Consider the following 17376-nt stretch of genomic DNA (forward strand, 5'->3'; position numbering starts at 1 on the left):
TGTCAAGGGTTGAAACAAAACTATGAACTTTTTCCTTTTTGCATACTAAAAAAACCTGTTTATCTTCGGTACCATGTTCATGACTCGTTCCTGTTCTGAGAACATTACTTAAATAAGCATAAGCAAAAGACTGCCTAGTGAATTGCTCAATTGTACAGGCATTTATCCTTAAAAGCGAAAAACAAATGGCCCCTATGTAAAACAATGTGATACATATACACCCTTACATATTTTTCTTTATTAATTCTGTTATCGCCCGTTCCCCTGAGCCTCAGTCCTCCACTTCTGAAAAGTATTGGGTTCCAAAGCGTCGTAGCTGGGCAAGATCTTTAAAGTTGAAATCCTCATTCATATTATTGGCAGCCAACGGGGATACTGATTAGAAAATTCTAAAACTTGCTGAAAATCCCTGATGGAAAAGTGCTTATTGAAAGGATTGATAAAAGTGGAGCATACTTTCCACTCCTCCCAATGGAAATGGTATGAACTTGACCTTCAAGATACTCATCTGATCGAAAAAAAAGTAAAAGAATCACACGAGTATGAAAGATGGATTAAGCAGATAAAGAAAAACGATAATAATTCGATCAATATGTACACTGGAACGCCCGGTAAAGAAAATGTATGGGGTTCTCTTATTTATCAGCAGGACGTTGAAAAAAGAGAAGAAAATGCGACCTTTCACTTTTATTTAACAAGGAAAGAACTGGTCACGGCAAATTTTGATTTATCTCGATTAGATCATCATAATGCCAAAACCATGAAGGAAAAAATGCACCATTGTGAATCGCCAATGGAAGGTTTTTTGGTCCTGCTTAGTGAAATAATTGCTGACTTTTTAAAAAAAATCGATAAGTTTGAAGTAAAACTGCACACTCTGCTTTGGGAAATAAAAGAGAATAATCGTACGAAAATCTTGGATAGAGCTGCTACTGTCGATCATGAACTCCTCGTTTGGAAGAACCTACTCATCCCAATAGAAGAAACACAGATGGCTGTTGAAGAAGCATTTGGAGAACAAACGGCACAAGGAGCACAGTTTAAACGGGCTATATGTCGGATTGACCGGGCTAAAACACTTTTAGATGCGTATGAAGATGAGATTAAATCGTTATTAAATCTCGAAAACCTGATATCCACTCACCGGGGGAACGAAATTACGAAGACACTAACCATTATGACAACTCTGTTTGCTCCTACTACAGCCCTTGGTGCAATTTGGGGAATGAACTTTAAGCATATGCCCGAGCTGGAATGGAAATTTGGTTACGCATTTGCGGGTACCTTAATCGTTTTTAGTACAGTGCTCCTTTATTTTTATTTGAGAAGCAAAGGCTGGATGGGCGACCTTTTAAACACGAAAAGTAAAAAATCCTTTTTTAAATAAACGCATTTTTTAAAGGCAGCTGACCCCCTGTTTTTATCAGCTTTTGGCTAAAAAACATGTTATTTCTTACTTGTGTAAGGGAAAAGAAAGGAGATTAGCAAAAGAGAAAGGAGTAAAGGGAATGAGAGAATCCTTCAAATTATTGAAACTCGGCAGCAAATCCGCCCTGTGGGCCGCCATTGTAAATACCGTTGTCGCGTTGATTAAAACCGCTGCTTACCTCATTACAGGAAATGTCGCCATGTTTGCTGAAATGATGCATAGTTTCGGGGATGCAGCCAACCAGCTTTTCGTTTTTATCGGATCGGCTTTAAGTAAAAAAGCGCCAACGGATCGTTTCCCGGCTGGTTTTGGACGTCTTGTCAACCTTGTGCTGCTTGGCGCTGTACTTGTCGTTGGCGTCCTCGCCTATGAAACGATCGTCGAAGGCATTCATCATATTTCGAATGCAACTCATTCAGACGACTGGTTCTGGCTGAACATTGGCGTCCTAGGAGCTGCAGCTGCGCTCGAAGCAACTGTTCTATATAAAGCAATGCAGGAAATTACGGAACATTTGCCCCGTGAAAAAGTAAAAGGGCTAAAGATCATACCCGAAAGCTATAAGCATGTTCGAGACGCAAAGCCTGCTACAAAGCTGGTTTTCTTAGAAGATAATGTGGCTGTTGGCGGTGCGGTGCTGGCTTTGCTAGCGATCATTATTTCCACCTATACCCCGTTTCACAGCGCAACCGGTTATGCGTCTATCATTATCGGTATCCTTCTTTTATTAGTAGTCGGACGCGTCTTTTTAGACAATGCCGCTGGGGCGCTGGGCGTCGCGGATGTGAAAATGCAGGCCAAAATTGGCTCTAAAGTTTTCGCCCATCCGCAAGTAAACGATATTCAAGATTTGGATGTTATTAAAGAAGGAGACAGCCTTCATGTTGAGCTTACACTCGAAGTAGATCCAAAAATGACGATCGAGCAAGCAGATGACATCAAAGATGATATTGAAAAAAAAATCAAAGAGAGCGTTGCGAATGTTACGGATGTAGTTATCGAATTTGATGAAGATGATGGTATCAACACTTGGGACAAGATCAAAAATGTAAAAGAATAAGCAGCCTATCAGGAAAAGCTCTAAGCGAATAAAGATGATGTTCGCTTAGAGTTTTTTCTTTTCCACCAAAATCAAAAAGGGTTTTTTGTAAGTGTTGTAGAATTAAAGATTAAACAGATAGACAATAAAAGCGGGATATAAAGATGAAAGCTGAAACAGCTTCTTCTTTTGAAGTATTCAATTAAAACCGCCAATAAGGCTTAAAATCGTTAGGTACAAAAAGCGCTTTATTGTCCCTTCAAATGAATGATTATCACCTCATCAAATGAAAAGGCTGGGAGAAAAATCATGGAAACCCTCGAAGTAACCTACAACGATTTACACTCTCAAATTGAAGAGCTTCGCTGTTTAATGATTGATGCTGCCACGTTACACGGAATCAGCAGCCTGGATACACTAAGATACAGCGAGGAGCTGGATAAGCTGATTATGCAGGCACAGCTTCAAAATCCATAATGTCCTTTGCTTAGTTTTACTTCATTCAGAGAGAATCTTTAACTGTAATCATCTGTTTTCTGCCCCGTTTACCCTTTTTGCAATCCCATAGGCACAATTATAACCGCTATTTTAACTCTTCTTTTATCTTCTCTTAGTCAATGGTCCATGACAGGTACCGATTGACCGTATTCCTTCGGTTAGAAATAAAAAAAAGCCCCCGCCTTTGCAGCTTAGGGCTTTCTGATAGACGGCAATCGCTTTATATCATGAACAAATAAAGAGCCGTTCTATGGTTCGCTTCTTCTTTTTTTCGCCGGATGGCACACGTGCAGTTCAGCCATTTCGCTTTGCTTAATCTTGTGTGCAGCTGGTCATCCAGTTCCTCCTCAATTTCTCTCATTCTTTTTAATATTTCACCATATGAACAGTCAAAATGAGCTGCGGCCTTTTTGTGCGGAGCATGCTCTATTAAAAGAGATATAAAATGCTCCGAAGTTGCCGCCCGCTGTGCAAGCGTGTCCTCCATCTTTACAATATACTCGTACAGCTCTCTCTTTTCTTCCGGCAGGGATCTAACAAGTCCTTTCAGCAGCATGCCAGCCAGTGATTCGTTCATCGGCTTACCAGCTGGCCTTTTTCACGCCTGGGATCTGGCCTTTATGGGCATATTCCCGAAATGCAATACGTGACATTTTAAATTTCCGCAAGTATCCACGCGGACGCCCTGTTACTTCACATCTGCTTTTCAGCCGTGTCGGAGAAGAATCTCTTGGCAGTTTGCGAAGTGCTTCGTAGTCACCTTTTTCTTTTAGCTCCCGGCGCAGCTCCGCATATTTTGCGACCATTTCCTGTCTTTTTTTCTCTTTTATCACTTTTGATTTTTTAGCCATTTCTTATCACTCCACTCTAGTATCGTAATCATTACGTTTTAAATTTCAAATGACATCCTTGTTCCTAAACGCACTTAAAGCTTTCCGCATTAATTAACTGAAAAAGCTGGAATGGGATCCCGGAATTGAGTCCAGTCCATCGTTGCCTCTTCTTCAGAAAGCAGGCAGGAGTCCAGAGAAGTTATGACTTCCTCTTCCTGCATATCCATTCCTATGAAAACCAGTTCAATCATGCGGTCCCCATATACGGGATCCCAATTCTGAAGCAATTCAGGTTCTTCATTCAAAAGGGCTTGTTTTTCGGATTCTGGATACGCATCCACCCACTTTCCAGCTCCTTGAATCATAATAGAGGGCCCTGCCTGCGATAATAAACCGGTTGTGTCATTCCGGCTGGCAAGCCAGAAAAATCCTTTCGCCCGTATAATATTTTCCGGCCAGCTTTCGAGCCAGCTCATAAAACGTTCTGGGTGAAAAGGGCGGCGCCGCCGGTAAACGAATGAAGAAATACCAAGACTTTCTGTTTCTGGTGTGTGCTCTTCATTTAACTCTTTTATCCAGCCGGCTGCCTGGCTCATCTGGTCAAAGTCAAAACGCTCTGTATGTAAAACCGCCGTTAGTGGAACCTTGCTAAAAGCCGTTTTGATAATCTGGGCTTCGGGATTTAGCTTTGTCAGTATCGCTTCTAATTCTTCCACGCTTTGTTTATTCAGCAAATCGGTTTTATTTAATAAGATCACATTAGCGAATTCAATTTGATCAATCAACAGATCAACTACCTCCCGGGTATCAGTTTCATCTGTTCCCTGACTGCGATCTACGAGTGTTTCTCCTGATGAAAAATCCTGCCAAAAACGGTTGCCGTCTACAACGGTGACCAGCGTATCCAAATGGGTTTTTTGCGTTAAATCAATCCCCAATTCTTCATCGATGTATGTAAATGTCTGTGCAACTGGCACTGGCTCGCTGATGCCTGATGACTCGATTACAATATAATCAATATCGCCCTGTTCTACGAGCCTTTCTACTTCCTTCATTAAGTCGTCGCGCAGCGTGCAGCAAATACAGCCATTTTGCATTTCAACCAGTTTTTCCTCTGTCCGTGTAAACCCGCCATGCTTTAAAAGTGCTGCATCGATGTTTATTTCACTCATGTCATTTACAATAACCGCTATCCTTAAGCCTTCACGATTTTGCAGGATATGATTGAGCAGTGTGGTTTTCCCTGATCCTAAATAGCCGCTTAAAACAGTAACAGGAACTTTCTTCATGTGAATCCCCCTAAAAATAGTAATCATTACGATTTAAAATATAAACATCTTTCTCATGCTTTAGTGATTATAAGCTTTGTACAATTCGTTCTGCTGCCTGGCGCGCACCTGAAATGTTTCTTGCAATTGGTCCTATTTCTAATTCCGCCAAAGCGCCGATCACATATAACCCCGGCCCCCATTGAAGAGAAGAAGAAACAATCGGATAGCCGCAAGCAGCACACGAGAGGTTCAGCTTTTTAATGACCGGCTCCAGCCAATGTTTTTCGGGCAGAGATGGGTCAAATCCTGTGGCTAAAAGAACTGTTCCTGTTTGATGAATAACACGGCCCTGTTCATTTTCAAGGATAACCTCCCCCTTTTTCATCGAAGCTCTATAAACTTCTCCATCCACTGCCATCAACTTCTCATCACGGATAGAACGCCGCATCTTCATATACAAATCGCGGGGCAGCGAACCTTTCTGGCGGGCTTGCTTAATTTGTTCTCTCCGTTTTCGATAACACGCCGTTTTCCGAAATGACATTTGATTTTTAGGACCAAGCCAGGCTGGATCACTGTCAAAATCATGCAGGCGAAACGAATGTCGTTTAAGCAATATCACCTCGCCAGGAAACATGGAAGATAATTTTAATGCCAAATGAACAGATGTAATCCCCCCTCCGATTATGGTAAAAGGGCGTTTCATTTGCTCAAACGTCGGAAGAGTAGAATTAAAAATATGATAAACAGGCACATCCGGCTGTTTTTTCACTTCTTTTGCCCAGTCAGGCCAGGCGAGCTGTTCGCTGACACCAACAGCCAGCACAATATTTTCTCCAGCAAGTTTCCTGCCATCCTGCAGTTCAAGCTGCCAGTAGTTTTGAAATCGCTCCAGCTTTTGAACGCGGCCTTGAATCCAGCTCTCTTTCAGCTCTGTGTCTTGAATAAGATGGCTGCAATGCTCATTAAACAAGGAAAGAGCCGGCCGCTTAAATCTTCCATAAAAAGCGGTGGACTCATTCATTACGCTGCTTTTTGCAAACGACTGCAGACTGAATGGGTGCACGTCAAGATGATGAACAACCGGCGAGCGCAAATATGGCATTGAAATAAGCTCAGTACACCGTTTCCAGTTTTGAAGCGGTTTTTGATGTGGATCAACAATGGCCAATTCCCTGATAGAGGCCTTGTTTTCCTTTAGCAGGAAAGAAGCCATCGTTACACCTTGAATGCCTCCCCCTACGATAATCCACTTAAACATACTTCTCCTCCTTCTTAAATCGAAATCATTACGATTTATTTATCATACATCAATCCTTTCTTCCAATCAACTGCCAAAGCTTTTTATATACATGTTTTTGATTTTGATGTATAACTACTACTTCCATTCATTTTCTTTGTTTTTGTACCTTTTTTCGTATAAAAAAAGCAGAAAAATGCACATTAAGGACAGAAATTTGAATCATTCTTTCCTTTTATTATTTTGTCTCCAACATAATTTTAATATAATTTTAAGTAATATAAACGAAGAGGCCTGTTTCCAGTTCCTTTTTTTCTTAATTTTAACGTGTCCTTAGAAATTTAAACAGCTTCACAATATTTAAACAGTATCTTTACATTACTGTTTTATTTTCTTAATAAAACTTCTTTATTCTTAGTTGTATCAAGTTACTCGGAGGGATTACGTTGAAGAAGTTAAACAAAAAAGCTGCAGGAATTACATTGGCGGGAGCTGTCGCGCTTTCTTCGTTAGGGTTTTCTGCGGCTAAGGAAGATGTACAGGCGAAAAACCCGAAAAAAGAGCCAGTTAATGTCATTATGATGGTAATGGATGGGACAAGCTCCAGCACAACCACTCTTTCAAGATGGTACAAGGGCGGAAATCTGGCTATGGATCAAATGCTCGCTGGTGGTGTTCGTACATACTCCGCTGAATCGGCGATTACAGACTCTGCACCGGCCGGAACTGCGCTTGCAACAGGTAACAAATCAAATGATAAGTATGTGGGCATCCTGCCTTCAGTCGTCAATTCACCTGGCTTGGAGCCCATTAAACCGGAAGATGCTCAAAAGCCTGTAGCCAATGTGTTAGAAGGAGCTAAGCTGCAAGGAAAAGCAACAGGTATCATTGCTACTTCTGAAATTCAACATGCCACACCAGCAGGCTTCTCTGCTCACGCTACGCACCGCAACAACTACGGTGATATCGCTGAACAGCAGGTGTATCAAGGCATTGATGTTGTATTAGGCGGAGGAAAAGAGTCTCTTGCTCCAGGAACTACGAAAAATGCCCGAACGGATGGAGAAAACCTTTTAGATGTTTTGGACCAGAAAAAATATGACTTTGTCGAAAACCGCGATGAGCTTTTGGCTTCTGATTCCAACAAAATCTGGGGCAGCTTTGCCACAAGTGCTCTTGCTTATGACTTTGACCGCGAAAGTACTCAGCCAAGCCAGCCGACGTTAGCGGAAATGACAGGAAAAGCGATTAACACGTTAAACAAAGACGAAGATGGATTCTTTCTGTTTGTAGAAGGAAGCAAGGTTGACTGGGCAGCTCATGCCAACGATCCAATCGGGATGATTAGTGACACGCTTGCTTTTGACGACGCCGTAAAAGAAGCGGTTGAGTTTGCGAAAAAAGATGGAAACACGATGGTTATTGCACTTACGGACCATGGAAACAGCGGTATTTCAATCGGGAACACAAATACAAATTCCTCCTATCCTTCAACGCCGGTTTCTTCTTACATTGACCCGTTGAAAAAAGCAAAGATGACTGTTGAAGGTGCTCTCAGCCAGTTGAAAGAAGATAAATCGAATTTGAAGGAAGTAGCCGCTCTTTACGGCCTTGAAGACCTGACGGATGAAGAACTAAAAACTCTTACTGCTTCTAAAAACATTGGTTCCGATATGTCAAAAATGCTGGCTAAACGTGCAAATCTCGGCTTTACAACCGGCGGCCATACAGGTGAGGATGTTTTCTTGTACTCATACGGTCCATCAAGACCAACTGGGTTAGTTGAAAACACAGATATCGCGAAAAAGATGGCAGAAGTCATGAACTTCGATCTTGGTAAGGTGTCCGATAAGCTGTACACGAATGCCGAGAAAGCTTTAGCGAAAAAAGGCTATACATCCCGCATTGATGTAACAAATCCAAACAATCCTGTTTTAGTAGCGAAAAAAGGCGATAAAACCGTCGAATTCCCGGTGAACAAAAATATTGTCATTCAAAAATCAGGAAAATCAACGGAACAAAAAGAAGTGAACGCTGTTACAGTGTACAATGGAAAAGAATTCTATATTTCCGAACAAGCGTTGAAATTAGTAAAATAAACATTTTCATTTCGCGACTTTAAAAAGCCGGGGCATAGCCCCGGCTTTTTATATAGGTGATGGCAGTCAACAGGATAATTTTTTCTTCATTCACCTGCTTCTTTTAACACTTTAATCAGAGCCGCCCAGTCCAAGTCTTCCCAGCCCTTTTCAATCCCCTTCGCATAATGCTGCTTAATCAGCTCTGCACCTGGAAGCGGCGCCTTTACTTTCTGGGCTGCATCCAGCATGAGATTCACATCTTTTAAACCGAGCTTCATTTTGAAGCCAGCCGGCTCAAATTGGTTTTCCGCCATTATGCTTCCATAGTTTTTGTATACTGGTGAAGCAAAGAGAGCATTCGCTACTTCTAAAAACGATGTTGATTCAATTCCATACTTATTCACCATCGTCAACACTTCTGACAGCGCTTCAAGCATGGACACAATTAAAAAGTTATTCCCCAGCTTTACTACATTCGCTAAATAAGCTTTTTCGCCGATCACAAAAAGATCCTGCCCAATGCATTCTAATAGTGGCATCACCCTGTTTTGCGCTTCTTCCGGCCCGGCAATCATAAGCCGCAGTGCAGCAGCTGCTGCCGCATCGGGACGGCCTAAAACAGGTGAAGAAATGAAATGCTGGCCGCGTTTTGCGTGTTCCTTTGAAAGCTTCTCTGCTAATTCTACACTGAGCGTGCTGATGGATACATGGACGCCTCCTTCTTCAAGTCCCGCGAGGATCCCTTCTTCTCCAAAGGTTACCTCTTCTGCAGCTGAATCATCCGAAAGGACGGTGAAAACAATACCCGTCTCCCGTGCAGCTTCTGCCGGAGACGAAGCAATTCTTGCTCCTTTCGCAGCTATCTCTTCTGCTTTGCTTTTTGTTCGATTATAAACCGTTAGTTTATAACCGCTTTTTAATAGATTTTCTGCTATTGGCATCCCCATATTCCCTAGCCCGATTAATGAAACTTTCATCGTTTTTCCTCCAACTTTTTCCGGAACGTTCATTCCAGAAAAATTAAATTTTTTTAGAGTGAATCGATTACCTTATCGACCATCGCATAAACAAGCTGTTTTTCTTTTGTTACTTTAGAAAGCAAATTGATGCTGTGGTTAAGGTTTAAAAGCAAATATGCCGCAACGCGTAAGTCTGTTGTTTGGTCAATTTCACCAGAACGCTGCCCTTTTTTTAACACCTTATAAAACAGTTCCTCCAAGTCTTCCACACTCTCTTGCACAACCTGAATAATGGCTGTATCAGCAGTTCCCGCCCGGACCGCTTCATTTGTAATGAGACAGCCGCCTGGGAAATCCTTATCATAAGCAGCGTCAATATGAGAGCTAAAAAACTGCCGGATCCCTTCCTTTACCGTCGATGCTCCCAAAAGAAGTTCCCGCTTGTTCCGCCTTACTTTTTTGTAGTGGTCAATTGCCTCTAAATAAAGGCTCTTTTTATCCGTAAAACTTTCATACAAACTCGAACGGCTGATTCCCATGGACTGAATCAAATCAGGAATACTAGCGGACTCATACCCTTTTTCCCAAAACACAAGCATTGCTTGATGTAAAACGAGTTCCCTATCAAATTCTTTTGTTCTTCCCATTTGCCCCCTCCTTTGTTCACTACCTTATCATTTCCGGAATGATCGGTCCAGAAATGACTCGTTTATTTTTCAATGTTATTTAGCCTCTTTAACTGGCTCAGTCGACTCTTCGAAGCCGTTAACACCTTCCATCATTTTTTACGTTTTTATTTGACACTTTATTTTTTTCGTGCTATAAAAATATCAACGCTTACAATTTCATTTTCAATCGGATTGTTACTGTTCGGCAGGCAAAACCTAAATTGACTTTTTCGCGAACACTGTATAAAGAGTGCACCTTTATACAGATCGTTTCACGCGGTCAGTTTAGGTTTTTTTTATTGCCTGGCCCATTGTTGGGCAAACGCGTAAACGCGATGTAAGCTGTATTCAATTACACGATTTCCAGCCATAAACACAATGATACATATAAGGAGATGAAGATAATGAGTCAATTTCCACAAGGCTTTTTATGGGGCGGAGCTACGGCAGCCAACCAATTAGAAGGTGCCTACCAAGAGGGCGGCAAAGGAATGAACTTGGCAGATGTTATGCCCGGCGGGAAGGTACGATTAAAGGTTATTGCAGAACCTGGCTTTGATTTTAAAATCAATAAAGAGAAATATGTTTATCCGAATCACGATGGTATTGATTTCTATCACCGCTTTAAAGAGGATATCGCTCTTTTTGCTGAAATGGGATTTAAAACATATCGTATGAGTATCGCATGGAGCCGTATTTTCCCGCAAGGCGATGAAACGGAGCCAAACGAAGAAGGTTTAGCTTTTTACGACCGTGTATTTGATGAATTAAAAAAATATAACATTGAACCCGTTGTTACGATTTCTCACTACGAGATTCCACTGCATTTAATTACTGAATACGGCGGCTGGCGTAACCGAAAAGTGATTGAATTTTTTGAACGTTATGCAACAACGTTGTTTAAACGCTATAAAAACAAGGTGAAATATTGGTTAACATTTAACGAAATTAACGGTGCAACACACATGCCGATTTTGGGTCTTGGTTTTTCACCGGAGAGTGAAGAAACAAAGTTACAAGATAGCTTCCAAGGCCTGCACCACCAGTTTTTAGCAAGTGCACTTGCTGTAAAAGCCGGACACGAAATCATCCCTGGCAGCCAAATTGGCTGTATGCTGGTTTATGTCCCAACTTATTCTTACGACTCAAATCCTAAAAATGTGATGCACGCTCTACAAGAGGAGCGTCTATTCAATAACTATTGCGGTGATGTGCAGGTGAGAGGGGCCTATCCGGCCTTCGCAAAACGTTTCTGGAAAGAAAATGGCATCACTTTAGACATTCAAGAAGGCGACTTAGAAACCATTAAAGAAGGTACAGTTGATTTCATTTCATTAAGTTACTACATGTCCCGTACAGAGAAAAAGGATAAAACGCCAGAAGAAATTGGACAAGGCAACTTGATCGGCGGCGTAAAAAATCCATTCCTGGCTGCAAGTGATTGGGGCTGGGAGATTGACCCTACTGGCTTGAGAATTGCTTTAAATCAACTCTATGACCACTACCAGGTTCCTTTGTTCGTCGTTGAAAACGGATTGGGCGCTTATGATAAAGTGGAAGAAGATGGAACTATCCATGATGATTACCGAATTGATTATCTGCGCGAGCACATTAAAGCAATGGGTGAAGCGATTGAAGATGGTGTGGAATTAATGGGTTACACACCTTGGGGCTGCATCGACCTGGTAAGCGCATCTACCGGAGAGATGTCTAAACGTTATGGTTTTATCTATGTAGATAAACATGATGATGGCAGCGGTACACTAGAACGTAAAAAGAAAGAATCCTTCCACTGGTACAAAAACGTTATAGCTACCAATGGAGAAGAATTATAAAAGCATTTCTTTTAATTAAAATGAACATATTTTATTTGGATTGTTACTGGTAAAGCAGGCAAAACCTAAATTACAGCTGGCCTCAGAATTTGCTTCTGTGTGCCGTGTAATTTAGGTTTTTTTATTTTTCAAACAGCAAAAACAGCCGGCTATTTTGATAGCCGCTTTTTATTCACTCAACTTAGGAGGTACCTGTATGGACCACACAGCGTTAGCCAAAGATATTTTAAAGCTGGTCGGTGGAGAAGAAAATGTGCAGAGCGTTGTTCATTGCATGACGAGACTCCGCTTTACCCTCTCTGACAACAGCAAAGCAGATCGTGCTCAGCTCGAGAATTTACCCGGGGTGATGGGAACCAATATTAGCAGCGGGCAATTTCAGATTATTATCGGAAACAATGTTCCTAAAGTGTATCAGGCTCTTGTCCAAAACAGCCATATAAGCACAGAAGGAAACAAAGCAACCGAATCAAAGGAAAAGAAAAACCCTGTAACAGCTGTGTTTGAAGTGATTGCAGGCGTATTTACGCCGATCATCCCAGCCATCGCTGGAGCCGGTATGATTAAAGGTTTTCTGGCCCTGTTCGTTACACTGGGATGGTTAACACCGGAAAGCCAGACGTATGCAATTTTAAACATTATCGGTGACGGCGCTTTTTACTTCCTGCCTATTCTGTTGGCAGTGAGTGCAGCGAGAAAATTTAATACCAATCCCTTTATCGCTGCATCAGTCGGCGCCGCTATTCTTCACCCAAATTTAGCAGCGTTATTTGCCAGCGGAGAAAAGATTGAATTTATCGGCATTCCTGTAACCGTAGTAGCAACCTATTCGTCTACCGTTATCCCGATTTTACTGGCAATCTGGGCGGCCTCTTACGTAGAAAAATGGATAGACCGTATTACCCATCAATCATTAAAATTAATTGTTGTGCCAACATTAACCCTATTAATTATCGTTCCTTTTACATTAATTGCGGTTGGTCCGCTTGGAACGGTAATTGGCGATTATTTATCAACAGGCGTTAACTTCTTGTTTAATAATGCAGCCATTGTTTCTTCCATTCTGCTGGGCGCAACATTCTCATTAATTATTATGACCGGTATGCACTATGCCCTTTCACCGATTATTATTAATGGGCTGGCTCAAAACGGATTTGACTACATGATTCCAGCTATGTTTGTCGCTAATATGGGACAGGCAGGTGCGGCCTTGGCTGTTTCTCTGCGTACTAAAAATACAAAGTTCAAATCACTGGCTTTTACGACTGGAATTACAGCTTTAATGGGGATTACAGAGCCAGCCATGTACGGAGTCAATATGAAATTGAAAAGACCTTTTGTCGCAGCTATGATTGGCGGTGCTGCCGGCGGGTTCTACAACGGGCTGACAGGCGCTAAATCATTTGTTATTACTGGAAATGCCGGCCTGCCGGGTATTCCTGTTTTAATCGGCCCTACTTTTGTTCACGCCTTAATTGGTTTAGTGATTGCCTTTGCGGCTGCTATCATTGCCGGCTACTTCCTCGGATTTAAAGATGTAGAAACGGAACAAAAAGCCTCGGCTGAAACAAAACAGCCGGTAGAGAACAAAACCTTATCTGTCCAGCCAGGTGTCACTGCTGAACAACTGTTCAGTCCTCTTCAAGGGGAAGTGAGAAGTTTGCACACAGTGAATGATGCGACATTCTCGCAGGAAATTATGGGGAAAGGTATTGCCATTTTTCCTCATCAAGGAGAAGTAGTCTCTCCCGTACACGGAACCATTACGACGATTTTCAAAACGAAGCATGCAATTGGCATTACGAGTGACGATGGAGCCGAAATTCTGATTCATGTCGGCTTGGATACAGTTCGACTGGACGGCCAGCACTTTACCGCCCATCTGCACGAAGGCAGCAGAGTTAAACCCGGTGACAAAATTGTTTCCTTTGACGTGGAAGCCATTCAAGCAGCCGGCTATGACCTGGTGACACCGATTATTATTACAAATACAGATCGCTACAAACAAATCGAAGCGGCCGCTCAAGGGATAACAGTACGTGCCGGAGAACCGCTGCTGATGCTTTCTGCAGAGAGTGCGGAAGAAGCTGCACCACATACTTCACCCGTCCTGTCATAAGTAGCTGTGTATAAACGGTTTTATAAGGTTAAAGAATAAATAAGCAAAAGGAAAAAGGATAACATTGTCGTTATCCTTTTTTTATACAAAAAAGATGAATTGGCTAATGATCACTTTATATGGAGAAAAAACTGAAGCTCTCTGATCCCCTCTCCTGAACGGCTGCTCACAAAAAAGAACGGAATGTTGTATCTCTTCAATTTAAATTTCTCATTAAACTCCTGCTCGAGGCTTTTTCTGTCGTCCTCGGTTAAATCTTCTGCATACCCTCTTACCAGCACAACGGTGGACATGCGCTTGCTTTTATCCATGATCAGCCGGAACATGTCTTCATCGCTTTGATGAATCTTCCCTTTTATCACGAATACAATTGCGTCAACATTCTGGAAAGGAAAGCACTCACGGTAGCTTTGAAACGGATGGGTTTTTGTATCGTAGCCCGGTGTATCAATAAAGTACATTCCGTTATACAGATGATACCATACAGGCTCCCGGCTGCTGCTCCAATTGGTTGTATCCGTTCCCTGGCCAATGTTCGGTTTCGGTTCACACTTTCCATCCGTCAGCTTCAGTAGAAGAGAAGATTTTCCGGCACCGGGCTGGCCAATAAACACAATCTTCCTGCTCTCTGCTTCTTCCAGCAATGCCGCAAGCTTTAAAAAATTCTCTTCCAGCCTGCTTTTTCTCCAATAAGGAGCAGTATCGTAAATGGAAGAATCATAACCAGTGTTCTTTTTGTCCCGCTTAAACGGATTTTTCACCATAGTCCGTTACTGCAGCTCTTTCTTTAATACCTCAGTCGCCAGCTCATGGCAGTCATCCAGGTAATGAATGCCCGCTTTATACGTCATCGCGTATCCGGCTGACGCCGCGATCACCTGGCCGACGATCGGAACATATTTAGATGAATTTTTAAGTGCCGTCTTGGTGGCAAAGCGTTTTAATAGAAGAGACAGCCCTTCTTTTGTCGCGTAATCCAGCACTTTTTTAGCCACCGGAAGCAGTGCGCCTTCTAATAAAGCAAGTTTGGCGTCATTTAATCCATATGCTTTATTAATTTGAGAGAACAGCTTCAACATGACAGAAAGGTCAACGCTGATGTCGACTCCTGGTACTGGATTAATTCCATTTGCTGCTGCGATCGCTGCATATTTCGTCACCAGCTTTTTGCATTCTTCTCTTTTTTGCTCTAGATGTTCTACTGTATACGCTTTCGCATAGCGGATATACTTTTCTTTCTTCGCGGGCTCAAGAGATTCCTGAATAGCGTCCTGCAAAGAATCAAAACCAGTAGAAGTTCGGCAACTTGTAAAGTATACGTTTTGCTTCGACCCTACCTGCTTTTCTACATCATCAATAATATCTTGCTTCAATTCTTCCAGCGTTTTTCCGTCTTCCCACAGCTGATCGCTCATGTTGCGGACAAACAAGCACACTTTCCCGCTTTCCTGCAGCTCTTTAAAAAAGCGCGTATCCGCTTCATGGAATTTTCCGGAGAACACACAGAGGAACAAATCAAATTCCTTTGGATTAAACTGGTTCATCCATTCATTTGGCGGGAACTTGCTAGTCCCATAGCCCGGCAGATCCACCAGCAGCAGGCCTTCATACGGAATAAAATCAGCTTCTGTTGTCACATCGGTAGACGCTCCCGTTTCGGCTACCCGTTCACCGACCAGCTTATTAATAATCGAGGATTTACCTGCTCCCGGCTGGCCAAACAGGGCAATTTTCAGCGGCTCGCTGTTTTCTTCCTCTATTTGTTTTTTAATTTTTTCAATATCATCATAAATCGACATGTCCTTCACCTCATATGTATCGTTAAGCAATATTTTATCATAGATTGCATGAGCCATTATAAAAGATGAAAATAAAAAGCTTTACGCTAAAGGCACCTTTTTTTTCTACTCAGAAAAAGCCGGGTCTCTAAAACGTAAAGCTTGCCGCTAGTATACTACTTTATTTCATTTTAAAATCTAGTTCACTCTGCCTCTTTACCTCATGAATGGCCGATCAGCACAAAATTAATAATAAAGGCGGCGCTCACCACGTACATCATCCAATGAACTTCTTTCGTTCGGCCTGTCACAAGCTTTAGTACAGTATAAGAAACAAAGCCGAATGCCAGCCCTTCTGCAATGCTATATGTTAAAGGCATTAAAATCAGCGTTAAGAAAGCCGGTACAGATTCTGTGAAATCATCAAAGTTGATTTTTTTGATCTCGCTCAGCATCATTGAACCGATGATGATCAGCACAGATGCTGTTGCCGCATTTGGGATAAAGTGAATAAGGGGTGCCAAAAACAGCGTAAAGCCAAATAAAACAGCTGCTGTTACGGCCTTTAATCCTGTTTTCCCGCCTTCTACAATACCCGTGGCATTTTCAACATACGTATTTAAAGCGGTGCTTCCGAAGACAGCACTGGCCATCGTTCCAATGGAATCTGCTGTTAAAGCGCGGTTTAAGCCAGGTACTTTTCCGTTTTCATCGACCAGTCCCGCTTTTTTTGTTAAGCCGATCAAAGTTGCCAGCGTATCAAACAGCTCTACAATGGTAAAAGAAAACACAACTGAAAAAAGGCCATACGCAATTGCCCCTTTTAAATCAAGCTGCAGGAACGTATCCGAAATGCTGGGCGGCGTTAATGAAAAGACGTCACTCCATTTCTGTGGAATTTCTTGAGCTCCCACCAGCATGGCTAAAACCGTTGTAGCGAAAATGCTGATAATCAATGCTCCTTTTATCTGCTTCGCCATTAACACAGCACACAAAACAAGCCCAAACAAAGCAAGCAGCGGGCCTGGCTGGGAAAGATCGCCGAGGGAGACAAATGTGGACTCATTCGCCACAACTAACCCAGCATTTTTAAATCCAACAAAGGCAATAAACAATCCAATACCTGCCGTAATCGCCGCTTTTAAACCTTCTGGAATCGCGATAATGATTTTTTCACGAATACCTGTAACCGTCAGCAGGAAGAAGACAATACCTGAAATAAAAACAGCTCCTAGCGCTGTTTGCCAGGAAAGCCCCTGCCCTAACACAACCGAATAAGTAAAAAAGGCATTGAGTCCCATGCCCGGCCCTAAAACAATTGGAAAGTTTGCCCACAGACCCATGAGGAGTGTGGCAAACATAACTGCATAAATGGTCGCTCCCAGTGCAGCTTCTACCGGCATGCCTGCATCTCCTAAAATAATAGGATTGATCAGGATAATATAGCTGACAGTCATAAATGTCGTCAAACCGGCTAATATTTCTGTTTTTACGCTCGTATTGCGCTCGGACAATTTAAAAAACCTGTCTAAAAACAAATATAGTGAACGCGCAGGGGGCTTCTCCTGTTTTTTCGCGTTTAAGTTACTCATTTTTTCAGCTCCTTCATCGTTAATCAAAAAAAAT

Annotated in this window: 15 protein-coding genes; 6 read left to right on the forward strand and 9 right to left on the reverse strand. The window is 42.2% G+C overall.

The window, feature by feature from the left end; translation table 11 throughout:
- The first annotated feature begins 445 nt into the window (after positions 1-445).
- From RRU94_RS07265 to RRU94_RS07275, 3 genes are all read left to right on the forward strand, one after another.
- Positions 446-1387, forward strand: coding sequence for a magnesium transporter CorA family protein (locus tag RRU94_RS07265; protein WP_315691102.1), 942 nt, complete (start codon positions 446-448; stop codon positions 1385-1387).
- A gap of 121 nt (positions 1388-1508) precedes the next feature.
- A complete protein-coding gene (locus RRU94_RS07270; RefSeq protein WP_315691103.1) occupies positions 1509-2489 on the forward strand; it encodes a cation diffusion facilitator family transporter in 981 nt (326 codons plus the stop codon).
- A 288-nt stretch (positions 2490-2777) separates the two neighbouring features.
- On the forward strand, positions 2778-2945 hold the full coding sequence (locus tag RRU94_RS07275; RefSeq protein WP_315691104.1) for an aspartyl-phosphate phosphatase Spo0E family protein: 168 nt from the start codon (positions 2778-2780) through the stop codon (positions 2943-2945).
- A gap of 241 nt (positions 2946-3186) precedes the next feature.
- Here RRU94_RS07275 and RRU94_RS07280 read toward each other — a convergent pair whose 3' ends face one another.
- The 4 genes from RRU94_RS07280 to RRU94_RS07295 all read right to left on the reverse strand — a co-directional run bounded on the left by RRU94_RS07280 (position 3187) and on the right by RRU94_RS07295 (position 6331).
- A complete protein-coding gene (locus RRU94_RS07280; RefSeq protein WP_315691105.1) occupies positions 3187-3543 on the reverse strand; it encodes a hypothetical protein in 357 nt (118 codons plus the stop codon).
- Between the two features lie 4 nt (positions 3544-3547).
- Positions 3548-3817 carry a 30S ribosomal protein S14 gene (gene rpsN / locus RRU94_RS07285; RefSeq protein WP_315691106.1) on the reverse strand — a complete coding sequence of 90 codons (270 nt, stop codon included), beginning with the start codon at positions 3815-3817 and terminating at the stop codon, positions 3548-3550.
- Between the two features lie 89 nt (positions 3818-3906).
- Positions 3907-5088 (reverse strand): GTP-binding protein, encoded by a 1182-nt coding sequence (locus RRU94_RS07290; protein WP_315691107.1) that lies wholly within the window; start codon positions 5086-5088, stop codon positions 3907-3909.
- A gap of 67 nt (positions 5089-5155) precedes the next feature.
- Positions 5156-6331, reverse strand: a complete 1176-nt coding sequence (locus tag RRU94_RS07295; RefSeq protein ID WP_315691108.1) for an FAD/NAD(P)-binding protein — start codon at positions 6329-6331, stop codon at positions 5156-5158.
- 425 nt (positions 6332-6756) lie between these two features.
- Here RRU94_RS07295 and RRU94_RS07300 point away from each other — a divergent pair, with 425 nt between their 5' ends.
- Entirely contained in the window at positions 6757-8409 is a 1653-nt protein-coding gene (locus RRU94_RS07300; protein WP_315691109.1) for an alkaline phosphatase, read from the forward strand.
- Positions 8410-8495: 86 nt separating this feature from the next.
- Here RRU94_RS07300 and RRU94_RS07305 read toward each other — a convergent pair whose 3' ends face one another.
- Positions 8496-9368: an NAD(P)-dependent oxidoreductase gene (locus tag RRU94_RS07305; RefSeq protein ID WP_315691110.1), complete on the reverse strand. Its 873-nt coding sequence runs from the start codon at positions 9366-9368 to the stop codon at positions 8496-8498.
- A gap of 53 nt (positions 9369-9421) precedes the next feature.
- On the reverse strand, positions 9422-9997 hold the full coding sequence (locus RRU94_RS07310) for a TetR/AcrR family transcriptional regulator (protein ID WP_315691111.1): 576 nt from the start codon (positions 9995-9997) through the stop codon (positions 9422-9424).
- A 425-nt stretch (positions 9998-10422) separates the two neighbouring features.
- Here RRU94_RS07310 and RRU94_RS07315 point away from each other — a divergent pair, with 425 nt between their 5' ends.
- Together RRU94_RS07315 and RRU94_RS07320 are read left to right on the forward strand one after the other, a co-directional pair.
- A complete protein-coding gene (locus tag RRU94_RS07315; RefSeq protein WP_315691112.1) occupies positions 10423-11853 on the forward strand; it encodes a glycoside hydrolase family 1 protein in 1431 nt (476 codons plus the stop codon).
- A 196-nt stretch (positions 11854-12049) separates the two neighbouring features.
- The gene (locus tag RRU94_RS07320) at positions 12050-13972 is read left to right on the forward strand and encodes a beta-glucoside-specific PTS transporter subunit IIABC (protein WP_315691113.1); all 1923 of its coding nucleotides are present in this window, start codon (positions 12050-12052) and stop codon (positions 13970-13972) included.
- A gap of 110 nt (positions 13973-14082) precedes the next feature.
- Here the strand turns inward: RRU94_RS07320 and RRU94_RS07325 are convergent, their stop codons facing one another.
- The 3 genes from RRU94_RS07325 to RRU94_RS07335 all read right to left on the reverse strand — a co-directional run bounded on the left by RRU94_RS07325 (position 14083) and on the right by RRU94_RS07335 (position 17342).
- Positions 14083-14736, reverse strand: a complete 654-nt coding sequence (locus RRU94_RS07325; RefSeq protein WP_315691114.1) for a GTPase domain-containing protein — start codon at positions 14734-14736, stop codon at positions 14083-14085.
- A gap of 6 nt (positions 14737-14742) precedes the next feature.
- Positions 14743-15771 carry a GTPase gene (locus tag RRU94_RS07330; protein WP_251272186.1) on the reverse strand — a complete coding sequence of 343 codons (1029 nt, stop codon included), beginning with the start codon at positions 15769-15771 and terminating at the stop codon, positions 14743-14745.
- Positions 15772-15971: 200 nt separating this feature from the next.
- On the reverse strand, positions 15972-17342 hold the full coding sequence (locus tag RRU94_RS07335) for an NCS2 family permease (protein ID WP_315691115.1): 1371 nt from the start codon (positions 17340-17342) through the stop codon (positions 15972-15974).
- Between the last annotated feature and the right edge of the window lie 34 nt (positions 17343-17376).

Source organism: Domibacillus sp. DTU_2020_1001157_1_SI_ALB_TIR_016 (genome assembly GCF_032341995.1).
GTDB classification, from domain to species: Bacteria; Bacillota; Bacilli; order Bacillales; family Domibacillaceae; genus Domibacillus; species Domibacillus indicus_A.